The sequence below is a fragment of the Clostridium vitabionis genome, from assembly GCF_015351765.1.
GTDB lineage: Bacteria > Bacillota > Clostridia > Lachnospirales > Lachnospiraceae > Clostridium_R > Clostridium_R vitabionis.
In genome coordinates, this window is sequence record NZ_JADKQA010000001.1 from 1,030,450 (window position 1) to 1,048,181 (window position 17,732).

Genomic DNA, 17,732 nt, shown 5'->3' on the forward strand with positions numbered 1-17,732 from the left:
AATTTCCCGCAAGGAGGTATCCCACATGCTTCTCTTTCCTATCGTCACCTTTCACACCTACCTCATGATCTACGTCCTCGCGGCGATCCTGCCGGCCGTCTTTCTGCTCCGGTATATCTACAACGAGGATAAGGCAGACAAGGAACCCTGGTGGATCCTCCGGCGGCTGCTTGCCGGCGGCTTCCTCGCCACCATCGTCTCCATGGTCCTGGAGCTCATCGGCGAGACGCTGCTGAACTTCAGCTATCCGGACAGGGACGACGCCCTCTACACCATCATTCTGGCGTTCCTCGTCGTCGGCGTCGTCGAGGAGGGAAGCAAATTTTTCTTTCTCTATAAGATGAGCTTCCATGAGCGGTGCTTCAACTACCGTTTCGACGGGATTGTCTACGCGGTATTTGTCTCCCTGGGCTTTGCCGCGGTGGAAAATATCAATTACGTCTTCCAGTACGGCCTCGGCGTCGCGCTTCCCCGCGCGCTGCTCGCGATCCCCGGGCACATGGGCTTCGCCGTGGTCATGGGGACATTTTACGGCCAGGCAAGGCTCTACGCCGATCTCCATAATGAGCACGCGAGCCGTTTCTGCCTGTTCCTCGGCTGGTTCTTCGCGGTCATAATGCACGGCATCTACGACACCTGCGCGATGCTCGGGACAAGCCTCTCCAACATTGTCTTCGTCCTGTTCATCATCTTCATGTATATCTTCGTGTTCCGCCTGATCCGCTGGCAGAGCGCGCACGACGAGCCGGTGTGAAGCAAATTTGCCAGGTTCGAACTGCGCTTATGCGTGTCCTCACAAAGCAAATTCGCATAACCCGCACCAGGCTCACGCTTGTTAAGTGCTCTGCATAAAGAGAACTCCGCCCGGACATCTTCAGGAAAAGATGTCCGGGCGGAGTTTTTATTCTTGCTTTTATTATCGTTTTTGTGAAAGTTCCGCCTTTATACGCAAATCAGGGATCTGTTCAGAACCTCCCGCGGTTCCTCGGCAGGCCTTCCTCGATCCGGCAGTGTTCCCTCCTCGATCCTGCGGTGTTTCTCCGGCAGCCGGGGATCAGAAATCGACCGTATCCGGATCCTGCCCGGTATAGCCGGTCTCCGGCATCTCGTCAATCGCCTTCATCTCCGCGGGCGTCAGCGTAAACCCAAAGATATCCGCATTTTCCTCCATCCGCTCAAGATGCGTGGTCTTCGGCAGCGGGAGGGCGTCATGCTGGAGAATCCAGCGGAGCGCGACCTGCGCCGTGCTCTTCTTATGCGCGGCGGCAATCTTCTCCAGAACCGGGCTCTCGAGAACCTTGCCCCGGCCGAGAGGGCTCCATGCCTCCACCAGGATGCCATTCTCCCGGCAGAACTCCGCGGTCTCCTTCGGATAATAGCCCGGATGGAATTCAATCTGGTCTACCATCGGCTGGATCTCCTCGTCCATAAGCGCCTCCAGGTGCGAGGGCTTAAAGTTCGCCACACCGATGGCCTTCGCCTTCCCCGCGGCATAAATCTCGGAGAGCGCCCGCCAGGTATCGATATTCACCTGCTCCCAGCGCATGTAGTGCTTCTGCGTCGCCGGCCAGTGGATCAGCAGAAGATCCACATAATCCAGGCCGAGCCGCTCCAGGGACAGGTCAAACGCCTGGCGCGCCTGGCTGTAGCCGCGGTCCACGTTCCATACCTTCGTGGTGACAAAAAGCTTCTCGCGCGGAACACCGCTCGCCTTGACTGCCTTCCCGACAGAAGCCTCATTCTTGTAAGCGGCAGCGGTATCGATATGCCGGTATCCGCAATCAACGATCGCGCTCTCAATCACCTGCACACCTTCCGCATCATTCGTTAGTTTAAAGGTTCCCAGCCCGACGCAGGGAATCCTGACGCCATTTTTCAGGACGAACGGATCCGTAATTCCCTTGAAAGTATTCTCCATCTGGTGCCTCCTCATCTTGTCTTAGCCCTTGCGGATCCCCTCGCTGCGGAAAATCTTCCCGCTGGGAACCCTGTCTAACATTTATCGCACCATGTACCCAGTTGTCAAGCAGGAAATATCCGCCGGATGGCAGGCAGCCTCCCTGCAGACATCCCCGCCATGCGCTGAACCGTTAAAAATTCAGGTAGAACACCGTTTTATACAGATTTTCCCCTTCGTGCTGAAGCTCCCGGCACAGCTTCCCCGCGGTCTCCTCCCGAGCCTTCTTCCCGTCAATCCGGGCAAGATAAGCAGCCCAGGCGTCGAAGTTGAGGGATTTGAGCTTTCTCAGGTTTTCCCGCAGAAAGGGTACCGCCGCCGGATTCATCTCGACCCACTCCTCCTGGGAATTGAAGGAATAGAGAATCTGCCCGGTTGCCTCGAACAGTGTGCCTGCCGCGTAGAGGCGGGTACGGGCTTTCATCTCATCCGCAAGCGCCTTCCGAACCTCCGGGGACAGCAGGCGGTACGGGACATACGCATGGATCCCGCAGCGCTCTGCCGCGGAAAGAATCCCCAGGCGGACAGAGCTCTCGGCACTGCCCTGCACCGGCCGCTGCTCGATGCCGTAACGAAACACCAGGATCCAATAGCTCTCCGCGAAACTGTCGAACAGGCGATCGTAGGAAATCCTCCCCTTCCCGTCCATCTCATCCAGAGATTCCAGGATCGCGTTAAAGAACGCGAAAATATAGCTGGCCTGCTTCATGGTCCCGCTGCCGAGATAATTCCAGATGCCGTTCCAGAGCTCATCCTCGGTGAGCGGACGCCGGTCGAAGGTCCCCTCCTTCAGCTGGTAGCCGGTCATCCTTCCGTGTCCTTCCTGTCCCTGCCAGGTCGGCGGCCTGTCATCGCTTCATGCTCCTCGGCGAGGTTCTCATAGAGCATACCCGGCGTCCACATCGCGTTCACCGGCGTCAGCATAGCCTTAAGCTCCACTGGGGGGACCTTTTCCCCGCCCATCGCCGCGAGGAACGCCTCCAGCTCATCCCGGGCAAATCCCGCCAGCACCATCATCGGCGCGCCGGGGATCTCCGCCGGCGCCCGGCCATCTTCACCCTTTATCCCGGGAAATCCCGGAAAATTCCCGATTCCCGCGATCTGTCCCAAAGTTCTCCCATACTCCTCGCGCGGGACGGCGCGAACCTCGGCGCCATGCTCGCGGCAGAACGCGGAGAGCCTCATCTCCTCCGCAAAGGGGAGTTCAAAAAGAAGCACTGACTTCACTGCCATACGCATTCCTCCCAATCACATCATCTCTTGCACCATCATAGCACGCCCGGGCAGGGGAAAACAATAGCGGTGCCGCGGGCAGCGCGGTTTCCCCGCACACCGCCCGCGGCACCGCCGTGAGAGTGTCCTGTGCTCACTTAATACTGTTCCATACATGCCGTGGGCAAAGCTGCACGGAACGTGGGATCCAGAGCTGACAGCCTTTATTTCTTCCTTCTCCTCATCACGTAGACCGCGAGCAGGCCGCCGGAAGCCAGAATCACCGCCAGATACAGCAGGATCGGCGTGCTATCGCCCGTTTTCACGATACGGCGGAGCAAGCGGGATGGGGCAGAGCCCTTTGCCGGCTCAAGATCCCCCGCCTGCTGCGACGTAGAAAATGTATTGTCCCCCTCGGATCCCCCATGAACAATGCCGGGGACATCTTCATTCTCCGGGGGCACAACCGCCCCGGGGCGGAAGCTTCCGCCGGAATGGCTGCCTCCGCCGCCTCCGCTGCCGCCGCTGTGATGCGGGTCAGGCGGGTTATCCGGGGTGACCGGCTGATCCGGAGTGGACTGACGCAGAATCTCCGCTGTCACGCTGATTGTCCGGTCATCGCTGGGAAGAATGGCGTCCGTCCCATCAGGATCTTTTCGCTGCTCAGCCTCCCAGGAGAAAGCAAAGCTCCGGGTCTTTCCATTCAGAACCGCACTTGCCTTCATCATTCCGCCCAATGTCCCAGTCACCGTGTACATGGTTTTTTCCGCAAGGCTATCCGGAACCGCAAACGACGAAACTTCCAGCGCCAGCGTAGAATTGGTATCGTTCAGAACCGCCCTTCTCAGCTCCTCATAGGTTGTTATCCCTTCTCGGAGCGTCATCCGGACGGTCACCGTGGTTCCCGATTTTTCCACCGAGCTGATGTTGTATGCTCCCGTGCCTTCCAGTTGGTATTCTCCGATTTTAGCCGGCCACACCGCCGCCAGTTCCTTCGGAATCTGGAAAACCGCAGTGAACTCACTTGCGAGGCCATTCAGGGAAATATCACCGTACCTGTCCTGGCTGACAGCAAAACTGCCCTCGACAGCCCTCATCTGCTCCTGAATCCCAGCGACATCCAGTTCTGCCCGGTAGGCCAGTTCCTCCCCCGTCTTCGCCGGATAGACCGAATCATGGCAGGTATCGCCGTTGATCAGCAGATCCCCGGGGAGGGTGAGGCGTGCTGCCGTTTTCACACTATACGCGATGGTCCGCTCGTCCTCCTTCGCCTGGTGATCGTCCTTACCGTCCAGTCCCTGAACCGCATTCCATGCAAAGGCGAATACTTTTTTTGCCTTGCTGTCCTGCTGTGCCGGCTTTTCGCTGAACGCGTCCAGCATCCGAAGCGCAGGGACTGCTGCCCCGCTGTCCGTCTTCACCGCCTCACCGTAGAAATCGCCAGTCACTGTCCCGACAGCGGTCAGAACCGTGTCCCCTAAAGTTTCCTGATCAACCGTGATTCCGGGAATTGTGACCTCAAGAATCGGCGGTACACCGGTCACATCCCGATAAAGGTCTGCAAAATTCTGGTATGTCTTCCGCAAGCCCATGACAACACGGACAGCATTCTTCTCCTTGTCTGCTGTCACATCAGTCACTTCAAAGAGATCGTTCTCAGTAAATCCGACACTATCCTTGTTCAATGCCGAAACCGTAAGCCCCTTCGGGAACGTGATTTCCGCCGTGAAGAAACTCCTCACCTTGTTTGTCGCAATATCTTCCTGATCAGCAGTGCCGCTCTTGCCGTAATCCTCCCAGATACCTTTGATCTGCTCCTGGATGCTGCTGATGTCCAGCCTGCCCACGTAGTCCAGTGTCTCTCCCGGGAAGACAGCGCGGACAGCCCTGCTGTCTGCGTGAGCGTCCTGAGAAGCCGAAGGATCGACCGTCGTGATATCTCCGGGGAGTTCCAGGTGAACCGGTTCATAAATCCTGTACGTCGCCGTAATGCCCTGCTTGCTCCCCTTATCCTTTCCCTGGCTGCTCTGCACGCCATTCCATTCAAAGGTGAAGTATTGCATGTTCTGCGGCGCTTCCGCAGGCAAATCCGCGCCTTGCCCCTCCTGAGCGCCCATGCTGGCAACCGCAGAGAAGTTCCCATGAACAGTTCCGGTTACCGTAAACTGGCTGCCGGATTGCCCACTTCCAACCGCAAACCCGCCCACTGTGATCAGGATCGTGTCGGACGCTCCATTGGTCAAGTTCGCTTGTACACCCGTACGGTTCACCCGGTCAAAGAGGGTCTGGAAATTCGTCACTCCCTCCTTCAGGAGAAAGCTGACCGTCACCGTCCGTTTGGATTGATCCAGCACAATCTTCGGATCCAGCGTAAAGCAGTCCCCCAAGCCTTCCGCAGAGGCATTGAGCTGATCCGCGCTCTGCGGAATCTCAACATTCTCCGGAAGCGCCAGAACCGCGGTAAATTCGCTTTGCGGGTGAATGATTTGGATGTTTTTATACCCGGTCTCGTCAATCTTATATCTGTCCGCTAGCGCTGTAATCTGTGACTTAATATTGCTGACATCCACCGCACCGGTAAGGGAAATCGCATCCCCAGTCTGTACCGGGGTAATGTCCTCGCTACCCGCCTCATCTGATGGGTCTCCGTTCCAGAGGTCGGCATCAATGGTTCCCTTATTGTCGACCGGATCCAGGCGGCATTCCCAGCCGAGATAATACGTCACATCCGAGGTAATCACCGGGTTTTCCCCACTCCACCAGGAATAATCAACAAACCGGATGGGTTCGCTGCCTGCCTGATCTTTGTACCAGTCGGTGCTCGATTTTAGCTTGAATCCCGGCATGGACGCGATATCAGCTGAAAGCTTCAGTTGATTGTGATTCAGTTCTCCCAGGATATCCTGAAGCTGCTTCCCATAGGTCGCCTTCCGGTTAAGCGTAGCGACTTCCCCGCCATTGGCGTCCTTGCTGATGGTGAAATATTTGGCATCATGATAGATCGAATTCTGACTGAACTTTCCCCCGTTCGCGGAGAATGACACCGAATACTGCAGGTCGTCATACTGCGCGTAGAGCTCAACCTTAGTTTCCCCGCTGCCGAAAGAAATCTGGTCGCCCGGCTGGATCGGGGTTCCTGTTCCGGCTGCATCGCGTGTCCAGAAGCGGAATATCTTGCCTGCCACTGGGAAATTCGGCTCATCCCCGGAAATCTGCTCATAAGAATCCGCAGGGAAAGACGTGCCGGCTTCATCCAGCTGCCGGATGGCATTAACCCCGCCGCCATTGTGATAGATCACCATTTTCCCTGCCCAGCGGGCATAAACCTCGGTATCCGCCGTAAGGCGTGTCTTCTGCGGGTCAAACGGTTGCTCTTTCCCGGTACTGTCCTGGTAATACCAGCCCTGGAACTCTTTTCCGCTGGGATCACGGGGAGTGCCCGGATCGGTAAATCCCTCCACCGCAGAGAGACTGTAGCCGCGGATGGTCTCGAACGTCCGGTCGCCTTTTTGTGGCTCGTTGGCATAAACCGCCCGGGAATTATTCAACCGGTAGGTAACCGTGACTTTCGGGCACCAGACATGTTTTTTGCCGTCTTCATTAGCGTCTTTGACAGGGTAAGTGTATTTTTTCCCCAGACAGTTCACCGGATGAAGCTCAGTGACCGAACTGTCTGCCAGAGTAAATAAAGTCAGCTTTTCATCCCCGTTATCCGCCCCATTCGTCGGTATTGCCCCAGCATTGGACAGTGACTCCTCATAGACGCGGTAGCTTCCGCCGGTCACAACGTAGGTTCCGTCCATTGCGCCTACAGAATCCATTGAAGACTTTGCCTGAGTTTCCACTCGGGAGGAACCGTCAAACACCAGGTGGGCGGTTTCGAAGATGCCAACACCAATTAGTGGAAAACGAGACACATTTTCCGCCCTGATCACCGAATCATGGACAGCAAGCGTTGCCCCATCGTTGACATTGAAGCCACCGTCAGGACTGTTTTTGACTGTGACATCGGTATTTTTAAATGTTAGAACCCTTCCGCCGGCAATAGTGACCCGTGATTGCTCAATCACGAAGGTGGAATTGATAAAGGTAGCATCATTGTTCGTGAGGATCAGGACAAGCCCACCCTTCCAAGAGTCTTTATTAAACCTCCCGCTGAGCTTGAAATAAGAATTTGACACATGAATCGGATTTGCCTGCAACCACACGTCATCAATCTCGATATCCGCGTCATCAGCAGTAAGATTTCTGGAAGTGTAACCATCGTAATGTCCGCCCTTCCAGTCCAGCGTCGCCTTTTTGATCGTCGCCGCTGCCCCGGTATCAAATCCCTCCGCGCCTTGCTTCGCAGCGATCGATACCTTGAGCTTCTCCCTGTCTGTCCCCTCAAGCTTACCCTTGAGTACCAGGCCCTTTCCGACATTGTCAAAGACATAGCTGCCGTCGTTGATAGCAGCACCGTCTTCAACGGTCAGGGCGGTATTAAAGCCGCTCATGGTAAAGGTGGCGCCATCCGCTGTCCGGATTGTGGAACCAGATTTCAGGATAAATCCATTCTTGTTATCTCCTCCTTCGATCGATGTATTCCCTGCCGCCTCAAGCGTAATCTCCCTATCCACTGCTGCCCCGGAAACCGCCTCTGCGTCAAACCGGCCTTTCATGTGGACGGTATCTCCGACAGAAGCCGCAATGACCGCCTCTTGAAGCTTTGTGTAGGTTTTATCCGAAGCATCGTTAATCCAGAATCTGCCTGTCTCATCCGCGGGTGCCCGGAGAACAGCATAGATGGAAAATTCCGCCGTACTGATTTCGGCGCTTATCTTTCCATCTGCACCCTCGTCAGTTTTCGCCGCGAAGCGGTCCGCATCATCGGCATCCTCATCCGGCAGATGGTAGACCTCCGGACGGCTTGCGCCTGCAAGGCCTAGATTCTCAAAACGCACGGAAATCTCCTGCTGTGGCTCGAGATGATCCTCCGCTTCCGTATAGAAATCAAAATCATAGGCCGCGGCATTTTCCTCCGAGAGATTATCCGTACCGGAGGCCGTTTTCAGCGCGTCAAGAATCTGATCCGACATCACCCTGGTGACTGAGAGAGAAACCCCTGCCGGAAATGCGCCCTCCGGTGCGCTGACGACAACCCTGGAGCCGTCGCCGAAGACAACGGGATCGAAATCTACCGCCGGCATCTCCGCTCCGGAAATCGCCGCCGGGGTTTCCGCCGCATGTTCATTTGCCGGAAGGTCATTGACCAGGGGAATCTCCGGCTTAGCCAAAGACCCCTCGCTCGCTTCCTTCTCTGCGGTCTTCCCTTCTTCCCCGATCTCCGCTGGTGTGGCATAAGGCAGGGGAATTTCAGATGCTATACCCCCGGAGTATTTTTCGGTGTCCTGCTTCGTAAACGCCCCTGTGTCCGCCAGGGACTGCATCGAGGAGGATCCTCCCAGGCTGGACATCAGGGCAAAGACAGCCGCGGAAACTGCCGCGGCGATGCGATGCCGACACTTTCTCATACGCTTTTCCTCCCTTGAAAAGTTTCCGCCCGGGCACAATGCCGCCGGCCGGAGCAAATTTAGGTAAATCTCGGTTAATTTACAAAATTAACTGATATTATACGTTCAATAACATACTTTACTATCTTTATAGACAGATTGCAAGGATATGTCTTCATGCCAGAAAATTACCTGCCACAACTGCCCGCGGCACCGCCTAGGTAGTAGCACCAAGATCATGGTAGAATAATTTTCCAGCATGATTTAAGATAGAAGAGATTGCATCTGGATTTTTGTCGGGAAAGGATTTTATTTATTATGAAAAAACCGATCTTATGGATCGTCATCCCCTGCTACAACGAGCAGGACGTGCTGCCGGTAACGGCACCTCTCTTCCTGGATGAGCTCCAGCTTCTGATAGATTCTGAAAAAATCGATGAAGAGAGCCGGATTCTCTTTGTCAATGACGGCTCGAAAGACCGGACGTGGCAGATCATCTCCGATCTGTCCAAAAAAGACCGGCATTTTCTCGGCATCGCGCAGAGCCGGAACCGGGGACACCAGAATGCGGTGCTCGCCGGCCTTATGGAGGCAAAAGGACGGTGCGACATCACCATCTCCATTGACTGCGACGGGCAGGACGACATTTCCGCCATGGGGAAAATGGTCGAGGAGTACCGGAAGGGCTGCGAGATCGTCTACGGCGTCCGCTCCTCCCGGGAGACAGACACATGGTTCAAGCGAACAACGGCGCAGGAATACTACAGATTTCTGAACCGGATGGGGGTTGAGGTCGTCTACAACCACGCGGACTACCGGCTGGTGAGCTCCCGGGTGCTGCAGCACTTCGCCGATTATCATGAGGTCAACATTTTCCTCCGCGGTATGTTCCCCCTCGTCGGCTTCAAGAGCACTTCCGTGTATTACGAGCGCCATGGGCGCATAGCCGGGCAGAGCCATTACCCGCTCCGGAAAATGCTCGCGCTCGCGATTGACGGCATCACGAGCTTATCGATCAAGCCGATCTCTCTCATCGCCGGGACCGGCGCCATCGTCAGCCTGCTCGGATTTCTCGGGATTCTCTGGGCAATCGCCATGGCAATCACGGGCAACACGGTCGCCGGCTGGGCATCCATCGTCTGCATCGTCTGCTTTCTCGGCGGCATCCAGCTGCTCAGCCTCGGCATCATCGGCGAGTACGTGGGGAAAACCTACATGGAAGCTAAGCACCGGCCGAGGTACATCATCAGTGAACGGACGTGGGAGGAAGAAAGTCCTCGCCCCGGTTGTTCACAAAAGTTTGATTTTCCGGACACGAATTGAACACAATTTCCGGGTAGAGTATGATCAAGATAACAAAAACAAGTTATCTTGCTGCTGCAACTTTTTCATACGCTGGCGGGAATGCCTGCATTCCCGCCACCTCCCCCCGATTTTAAGGCGAAAGCCTTTGCCTATACCTTTTTCATACCCCCCTCTGAAAACCCGCTCCCCCGAGCGGGTTTTTTTCTGTCTCCGGGCAACATTTTCCGCCTACCGCATCATTTGCGTCAATGCTGGCAAACTCAGGACAAAAAACATTAAAAAGAATTCCCGGAAGCTTTAAGCTCCCGGGAACACTGAAAAAACTCTTGTCTCTTGTATTCCGAACCGTCACGAAAATTCTTTTATTCCTTCAATCGCGTAGGCGTGAACCGGGCTGGAATCCAGGCCCTTGATCGGCAGCGGGGCATAGGACATGAAGAACACATCCCGCTTCAGCTCTTCGAGGTTCTTCAGCACCTCGATGAATACGATATTCTCCGCCAGAAGAATATCGTGGAACGGCTTGACATCCTCATTGCTGCTCTCCACCGAGACGCCGTCGCCGAAGCCTACCGCCTTGACCTTCTTATTCTTAAACCACTCGGCAGTTTCCGCATTGACACAGAGCCGGTGATCTTTCTCCGTATTGGTGTCCGGCGTGAACGGATTCAGCTTGTAGTCGGAATCGATGATGACAATATCGCCTTCCTTCACTTTCCCTGCCTCGCGGTCAAGGTCGGCCGCCGTGATGTGCCCGTTCGGCTTCACGGTATCGCGGAAATTCACATAGACCGCGCGGCCCATAAATGTCGTGAGCGGAACCCCGGTCACATCCGGCCAGTCATCATTGTGATGATACGGGCACTCCGCATGCGTGCCGAGATGGGTCATGATATCAAAATTCGTATGAAAATCCGGGATCGGCCCGCCCGTGTTAAAGCGGTGCAGCTTGCACCTCCTGGTCTCGGTTGCCGGATCAACCAGCTTGGAGAGGTCGATCAGCCTCATGCCATTTCCCAAATCATAAACTGCCTGCATATTGTCCTTCCTCCTGAACGGCAAAAATGATGATGTATCAGCCAAACTTCCGGCTCAGTCGACAGCCACCTTGATGACCACTTTTTTCACCGCCATCGGCTTCCCTGCCGAGCATCTCGGCTTGTGGGCATCCTCCGGGGCAACAACGGCCATGTCGCCCTCCTGGAGATAAACCTCGCCGGAAGATACCGGTTCCTCATAGAAATACAGATCCTTCTCCTCGCGGCTCTCCCTGAGCTTCAGGCCATCCACCTTACATATCCCGAACATTTCTTCGCCGGAAACCATATACTGGATGTCGAAATACTTCTTATGACTCTCGAAGAAATGATTCTCCTTCGCATCGGTCGTATATTCCTGCACATTGGCGACCACCTTGTCGCCGAGGATCGGGTAAGCGCCTGCCGGAAGATCCTTGATATCGGTCTCCCTGAGCCAGCGATATGCCGCCTTGAATTTGTCGTCCAGATAATCGTACTTTTCCGCGATGGAAATGTTGGAATAGAACATTACTTACTGCCTCCCTGTTGAGATGAATGATTTGCTGGGAAATACCGGATTTATGCCACCTTGCCTCTTTCTGCAAAATCTCCGGCGTTCTCCGGCTTACTTTATTCTATCACATTTCCCATGCTGCTGTCTTCCAGAGAATACGTATCGGAGTTTCTCCGTGCGGTTCCGGCCTCCACCGGCGCGGTGAGCACCCTTTGATGGCTGCCATCAGGCGGATTCGTGCTCTGTGCGCTCAAAAACTTCGATCACGGTTCTCCCCTCTAGGCATCCTGTGCGGTATTCTGGTACGTCTCAATGATATGATTATACAGCGTCCGCACCGCCGGAGCCATCGATTTCGGATTGAGTGCCGAGAGCCCGATCATCCGCGAGGCAGCCGGCTCCACGGGATAGACGTCCACCTTCGCCTTATCCATGATCTTTTCCGCGGTCAGCGCCGGGATAATGCAGATGCCGAGGCCATTTTCCACCATCGTGATCATGGAGAGGTCGTCCGATACGTGGTAGCTTGAATTGACCTCCAGATGGTTCTCCTTCATGTAGATCTGGACATCCGCGTCCGTGGACTTCGCCTGGACGACAAACTGGTGCTTCGCCATCTCATGAACCGTCATGCTGCCGGAAGAATCTTCCTTGCGGAAACCGTGAGGTACCACGCAGAGCAGCGGGTCAAGGTAAAACGGGCTGATCGGGAGATCCCCCGCGCTCGAAGTGGACAGGAACCCGAAGTCCACAATCCCGTTCTTGATCCAGTAGGACACGTCATCGTAGGTTCCCTGGTAGAGCTCGATCGTGATTGCGGGATATTTTTCGCGGAACGACGTGATAATCTGGGGAATCCAGTTGGAGCAGACACTGGCAAATGTACCCACCCGGACTTTTCCCCTCTTTAACCCCTTGAACTCTGCCACAACCTGCTGAAGGCTCTCGTCGCAGTTCAGCACCGCATTGATGTAGGGGAGCAGGTGCTCGCCGTAGCCGGTCAGCGTGACGCCCGACTTATTGCGGGTGAGCACGGTGAACCCGAGCTCATTCTCCATCGAAGAGATCGCGTGGCTGATGGCCGATGGTGTGAGGCCGAGCACATCCGCCGCCTTGTGAAAGCTCCCCATATCAGCAACCGTCTTGAAAATCTGATACGTCAGCAGGGTCATTTTTTCCTCCTAAAAGTGCTTCCGGGAAAAGCCGGATTGCCTTTATATTTTCATCGTGATGTTGAAACAGATTAAACACGCTATTATTATACTTGTTTATTAAAAAAAGGCAAGTATACACAGAAAAAGAGCCGGGCTTTTCCGCCCGGCTCAGGCCAGATCCCGGAGGAGGATCTCATCATGCACGGATCGTCAGTAATTCATCCTCATTTCCGGACGATCAGGGACTTTCCCGTCATCTCCGCGGGCTGCTCCAGCCCCATGCATTCGATCAGGGTCGGAACAATGTCGCAGAGGCGGCCATTTTCCCGAAGGCCGAAGGACGGATCCGCATTGAACAGGATGAACGGAACCTGGTTGGTCGTGTGCGCCGTCCAGGGCTTTCCTGTCTCCGGATCGACCATGCGCTCGGCATTGCCGTGGTCCGCGCAGATGAATGCCTGGCCGCCTGCCTCACGGATGGCGTCCGTCACCTTGCCGACACAGGTATCCACAGTCTCGATCGCCCGGATGGCCGCCTGCTCCACGCCGGTATGACCGACCATATCCGGGTTCGCAAAGTTGCAGATGATGACATCATATTTTCCGGAGCGGATCGCCGCGCAGAGCTTCTCGCACACCTCGGGGGCGCTCATCTGCGGTTTCAGGTCATAGGTCGGAACATCCTTCGGGGACGGAACCAGGATCCTGTCCTCCCCCTCGTTCGGAGTCTCTACACCGCCGTTGAAGAAGAAGGTGACATGCGCGTATTTCTCGGTCTCGGCGATGCGCAGCTGCTTCATGCCCTTCTTCGCCAGATATTCACCGAAGGTATTTTTCAGCTCCTCCTTGCCGAAGGCCACCAGCTTGTGCGGGATCGTCGGGTCGTAGTCCGTGAAGCACACAAAGCAGGTATCCAGGCGCTTCTCCCTCGGGAAACCGGTGAACTCATCATCGCAGAATGCGTGGGTCATCTCCCTCGCGCGGTCGGGGCGGAAATTGAAGAAGACCACCGAGTCGCCGTCTTTCACCGTGGCGGTCGGAGCGCCGTTCTTCTCCACATAGAACGGAACGACAAATTCATCATTCACGCCCTTGTCGTAGGAAGCCTGGATCCCCGCCTGAGCGCTCTCCGCCTTCTGGCCTTCCGCCTTCGTCAGGACATCGTAGGCCTTGACCACGCGGTCATAGTTCTTGTCGCGGTCCATCGCGTAATAGCGCCCGGAAACCGAGGCGACCTCGCCGACACCGATCTCCTGCATCTTCTGCTCAAGCTCAGCGACAAACCCCTTCCCGGAAGCCGGCGGAGTATCCCTGCCGTCGAGGAAGCAGTGGACATAGACATTTTTCAGCCCCTCGCGCTTGGCGAGCTCCAGAAGGCCGTAGATATGCGTGTTGTGGCTGTGCACGCCGCCCGGTGAGACCAGCCCCATCAGGTGGAGCGCAGAGCCGTTCTTCCGGCAGTTCTCCGCCGCCTCGAGGAGAGCCTTATTCTTGAAGAAATCCCCGTCCTCGATCGCTTTCGTGATCCGGGTCAGCTCCTGGTAGACTATTCTCCCCGCGCCCATGTTCATATGGCCGACTTCCGAGTTGCCCATCTGGCCGTCCGGAAGGCCGACCGCAAGGCCGCTGGCATTGCCCCGGACGAAGGGATATTCCTTCTCCAGACGGTCCATATTCGGGGTCTTTGCCTCCCAGACCGCGTTGTGCTCGTGGTCGTCGGAGATCCCGTAGCCATCAAGAATCAGTAATAAAGTAGGTCTTTTCATAAATTCTCTTACCCTGTCTTTGATTTGTGTATCTTATTTGTTGTAATTGACGATATCCGCGAAATCCGCCTTGAGGGCAGCGCCGCCGATCAGGCCGCCGTCGATATCCGGCTTGGCAAGAAGCTCACGGCAGTTGGACGGCTTCATGGATCCTCCGTACTGGATGCGGATCTTCTCCGCGGTGTCGGTGTCATAGATCTCCGCAATCAGCTTGCGGATGGCGCCGCAGACCTCCTCAGCCTGATCGCTGGTCGCGGTCTTCCCGGTGCCGATCGCCCAGATCGGCTCGTAGGCGATGACCATGGAGGCAGCCTGCTCTTTGGTGACGCCCTGAAGGTCGCTCTTGAGCTGGAGGCGGATCCAGTCCAGGGTCACGCCGGCCTCCCGCTGCTCTAACGTCTCACCGCAGCAGAGGATCGGGGTAAGTCCCTTCTCCAATGCCTTGAGCACCTTTTGGTTGAGGAAGGCGTCGTCTTCCCTGTAGTACTGTCTTCTCTCGGAATGGCCGATGATGACGAACTTAACCCCGGCATCCACCAGCATGTCCGCGGAAATCTCGCCGGTATAGGCGCCGGCATCCTGGTCGGAGACGTTCTCCGCGCCCAGCATCACGTTGGTGCCCTTGATCACCTCAGCTACCGGAAGAAGATCAATCGCCGGAACACAGTAAACGACATCCACATCCGGATTGTCCACCAGCGGCTTTAACAGCTCCGCCAGGGCTTTCGCCTCGGACGGGGTCTTATTCATTTTCCAGTTGCCGGCAATAATTTTTCTTCGACTCATGATTTTCCTCCAATTCGTGGGATTCCGGCACCCGGGAAACCCCAGGCGCCGGAGGAAATCCGCGTTTGCGCTCAGTCCTTATCATCCGCCGCGTATACACCCGGAAGCTGCTTGCCCTCGAGGAATTCCAGGGAAGCGCCGCCGCCGGTGGAAATGTGGCTCATCTTGTCGGCGTAGCCGAGCTGGTTCACCGCGGCAGCGGAATCTCCGCCGCCGATGATCGTCGTGGCATCCGCCGCAGCGAGAGCGGCAGCAACTGCCTTTGTGCCCTTAGCGAGCACCGGGTTCTCGAATACGCCCATCGGACCGTTCCATACCACGGTCTTGGCGCTCTTCACCGCATCCTCATAGAGGGCAATCGTCTTCGGTCCGATATCCATGCCCATCCTGTCGGCCGGAATCTTGTCGATATCCACAACCTCAACCGCGATCGCCGGATCGTCAATCGGATCCGGGAAATGGTCGGTCGTAACCGCGTCAACCGGAAGGAGCAGCTTCTTGCCGAGCTTTTCTGCCTTGGCAATCATCTCACGGCAGTAATCCAGCTTGGTCTCATCGCAGAGAGACTCACCGATCTCATGTCCCTGAGCCTTCACGAAGGTGTACGCCATGCCGCCGCCGATGATCAGGACATCGCACTTCTCCAGCAGGTTGGAGATCACGTTCAGCTTGTCCGCAACCTTGGCGCCGCCCAGGATGGCGACAAACGGGCGGACCGGATTCTCCACGGCATTGCCGAGGAAGCGGATCTCCTTCTGCATCAGGTAGCCGACCGCGCAGTTTCCGCCCTTTTCGCGGATGAACTTCGTCACGCCGGATACGGAAGCATGTGCCCTGTGCGCGGAACCAAAGGCATCGCAGACATAGTCATCCGCGAGATCGGCGAGCTCACGCGCGAACTTGTCGCCGGCCTCCTCCGGCTTGGTCTCCTCCTTGCCTCTGAAACGGGTATTCTGGAGAAGAATGACGTCGCCGTCCTTCATTTCGGAGACTGCCTTCGTCACATCCGGGCCGGTGACATTCCAGTCATCGATGAAGTGTACTTCCTTGCCCAGCTTCGCGGACAGGCTGGCGGCTACCGGTTTCAGGGATTCGCCCTCGTTCGGCCCTTTTTTCACCTTGCCGAGATGGGAGCAGAGGATCACCTTGGCGCCCTCGCCGATCAGCTTCTCGATCGTAGGCAGTGCCGCGTTGATTCTGGTCTCATCGGTGATCTTTCCGTCCTTCAGCGGCACGTTGAAATCGCAGCGGACAAGAACCCTCCTGCCCTTCGCGTCAAAATCATCTACCGTCTTTTTATTTAATGCTGCCATGATTCTCTCCTTTCGGGGATCCGGGAAATGTGCCCGGACACACATGTTTTTTTCTGATGAAAAGAGAGGCCAGGCCCAATGCTGGACCGGACCTCTCTGCTATATCCTGACCGTTCTGAAATTACTTGCTGATCAGAGAGCCGAAGTACTTGATGGTGCGAACCATCTGGCTCGTGTAGGAGTTCTCATTGTCGTACCAGGAAACAACCTGGACAAGCGTCTTGCCGCCGGCCATCGGAAGAACCTTGGTCTGGGTGGCATCGAAAATGGAACCGGCCGTGCTGTTGATGATATCGGAGGAAACGATCTCATCGGTGTTGTACTCGAAGGATTCGGTCTCCTCAGCCTTCATCTGGGAATTGACCTGCTCAACCGTAACTTCCTTGTCCACGATCGCGTCGAGGATGGTGGTGGAACCGGTTGCGGTGGGAACACGCTGGGCAGCACCGTTCAGCTTGCCGTCAAGCTCCGGAAGAACCAGGCCGATTGCCTTGGCAGCGCCGGAGGAAGCCGGGGTGATGTTCATGGCAGCCGCGCGGGATCTGCGGAGGTTGCCCTTTCTCTGCGGTCCGTCGAGAACCATCTGGTCACCGGTGTAAGCGTGAACCGTGGTCATGAAGCCGGCCTCGATCGGAGCAAGGTCATTGAGGCCCTTTGCCATCGGTGCAAGGCAGTTCGTGGTACAGGAAGCTGCGGAGATAATCTGGTCATCAGCGGTCAGCGTCTTGTGGTTTACATTGTAAACGATGGTCTTCAGATCCTTGCCAGCCGGAGCGGAGATAACGACATGCTTAGCGCCGGCATTGATGTGAGCCATAGACTTATCCTTAGAGGTGTAGAACCCGGTGCACTCAAGGACAACATCGATGTCGAGTGCCTTCCACGGAAGATTTGCGGCATCCTTCTCGGCATAAATGGTGATCTCCTTGCCGTCTACGACGATGGAGTGCTCCTTAGCCTCAACCTTGCCCGGATATCTGCCGTGCGTGGTATCATACTTTAACAGGTATGCAAGCATCTCCGGGGAAGTAAGATCGTTGATGGCAACAACCTCATAACCCTCCGCGTTGAACATCTGTCTGAATGCCAGACGGCCGATACGGCCAAAACCATTGATTGCTACTCTTACAGCCATGCTTGAATCCTCCTAAGATTTTCCTTTATTGTTAAACTAGTAACAATTCAGACTTATTATAGCGGGCTGCCCGGAAAAA

At 55.8% G+C, this 17,732-nt stretch carries 13 protein-coding genes; 2 read left to right on the plus strand and 11 right to left on the minus strand.

All coding sequences use genetic code 11. The annotated features are described in order from the left end of the window. Positions 1–25: 25 nt before the first annotated feature. Positions 26–754 (plus strand): PrsW family intramembrane metalloprotease, encoded by a 729-nt coding sequence (locus ISF27_RS04505; protein WP_194609470.1) that lies wholly within the window; start codon positions 26–28, stop codon positions 752–754. A 300-nt stretch (positions 755–1,054) separates the two neighbouring features. On the opposite strand, the gene ISF27_RS04510 is transcribed toward ISF27_RS04505, so the two are convergent. The 4 genes from ISF27_RS04510 to ISF27_RS04525 form a co-directional block, all read right to left on the minus strand. Beyond that, positions 1,055–1,918, minus strand: a complete 864-nt coding sequence (locus tag ISF27_RS04510; protein ID WP_194609472.1) for an aldo/keto reductase — start codon at positions 1,916–1,918, stop codon at positions 1,055–1,057. A gap of 172 nt (positions 1,919–2,090) precedes the next feature. Next, on the minus strand, positions 2,091–2,765 hold the full coding sequence (locus ISF27_RS04515) for a hypothetical protein (RefSeq protein WP_194609474.1): 675 nt from the start codon (positions 2,763–2,765) through the stop codon (positions 2,091–2,093). Next, a complete protein-coding gene (locus tag ISF27_RS04520; protein ID WP_194609476.1) occupies positions 2,762–3,190 on the minus strand; it encodes a DUF3783 domain-containing protein in 429 nt (142 codons plus the stop codon). The genes ISF27_RS04515 and ISF27_RS04520 overlap by 4 nt, the downstream gene beginning before the upstream one ends. A 203-nt stretch (positions 3,191–3,393) precedes the next feature. Further along, a complete protein-coding gene (locus ISF27_RS04525) occupies positions 3,394–8,682 on the minus strand; it encodes a right-handed parallel beta-helix repeat-containing protein (protein ID WP_194609479.1) in 5,289 nt (1,762 codons plus the stop codon). A gap of 297 nt (positions 8,683–8,979) precedes the next feature. Between ISF27_RS04525 and ISF27_RS04530 the strand changes: the two genes are divergently transcribed. Further along, positions 8,980–9,984, plus strand: coding sequence for a glycosyltransferase family 2 protein (locus ISF27_RS04530; protein ID WP_194609481.1), 1,005 nt, complete (start codon positions 8,980–8,982; stop codon positions 9,982–9,984). Positions 9,985–10,314: 330 nt separating this feature from the next. Here ISF27_RS04530 and ISF27_RS04535 read toward each other — a convergent pair whose 3' ends face one another. The 7 genes from ISF27_RS04535 to gap form a co-directional block, all read right to left on the minus strand. Beyond that, positions 10,315–11,004 carry a cyclase family protein gene (locus ISF27_RS04535; protein WP_194609483.1) on the minus strand — a complete coding sequence of 230 codons (690 nt, stop codon included), beginning with the start codon at positions 11,002–11,004 and terminating at the stop codon, positions 10,315–10,317. 54 nt (positions 11,005–11,058) lie between these two features. Then, positions 11,059–11,514, minus strand: coding sequence for a YhcH/YjgK/YiaL family protein (locus ISF27_RS04540; RefSeq protein WP_194609485.1), 456 nt, complete (start codon positions 11,512–11,514; stop codon positions 11,059–11,061). Positions 11,515–11,777: 263 nt separating this feature from the next. Beyond that, positions 11,778–12,671, minus strand: a complete 894-nt coding sequence (locus tag ISF27_RS04545) for a LysR family transcriptional regulator (protein WP_194609487.1) — start codon at positions 12,669–12,671, stop codon at positions 11,778–11,780. A 206-nt stretch (positions 12,672–12,877) separates the two neighbouring features. After that, positions 12,878–14,419 (minus strand): 2,3-bisphosphoglycerate-independent phosphoglycerate mutase, encoded by a 1,542-nt coding sequence (gpmI, locus tag ISF27_RS04550; RefSeq protein WP_194609489.1) that lies wholly within the window; start codon positions 14,417–14,419, stop codon positions 12,878–12,880. Between the two features lie 33 nt (positions 14,420–14,452). Then, the gene (gene tpiA / locus ISF27_RS04555; protein WP_194609491.1) at positions 14,453–15,205 is read right to left on the minus strand and encodes a triose-phosphate isomerase; all 753 of its coding nucleotides are present in this window, start codon (positions 15,203–15,205) and stop codon (positions 14,453–14,455) included. Positions 15,206–15,276: 71 nt separating this feature from the next. Beyond that, the gene (locus ISF27_RS04560) at positions 15,277–16,518 is read right to left on the minus strand and encodes a phosphoglycerate kinase (RefSeq protein ID WP_194609493.1); all 1,242 of its coding nucleotides are present in this window, start codon (positions 16,516–16,518) and stop codon (positions 15,277–15,279) included. 121 nt (positions 16,519–16,639) lie between these two features. Continuing rightward, positions 16,640–17,653, minus strand: a complete 1,014-nt coding sequence (gene gap / locus ISF27_RS04565) for a type I glyceraldehyde-3-phosphate dehydrogenase (protein ID WP_194609495.1) — start codon at positions 17,651–17,653, stop codon at positions 16,640–16,642. Between the last annotated feature and the right edge of the window lie 79 nt (positions 17,654–17,732).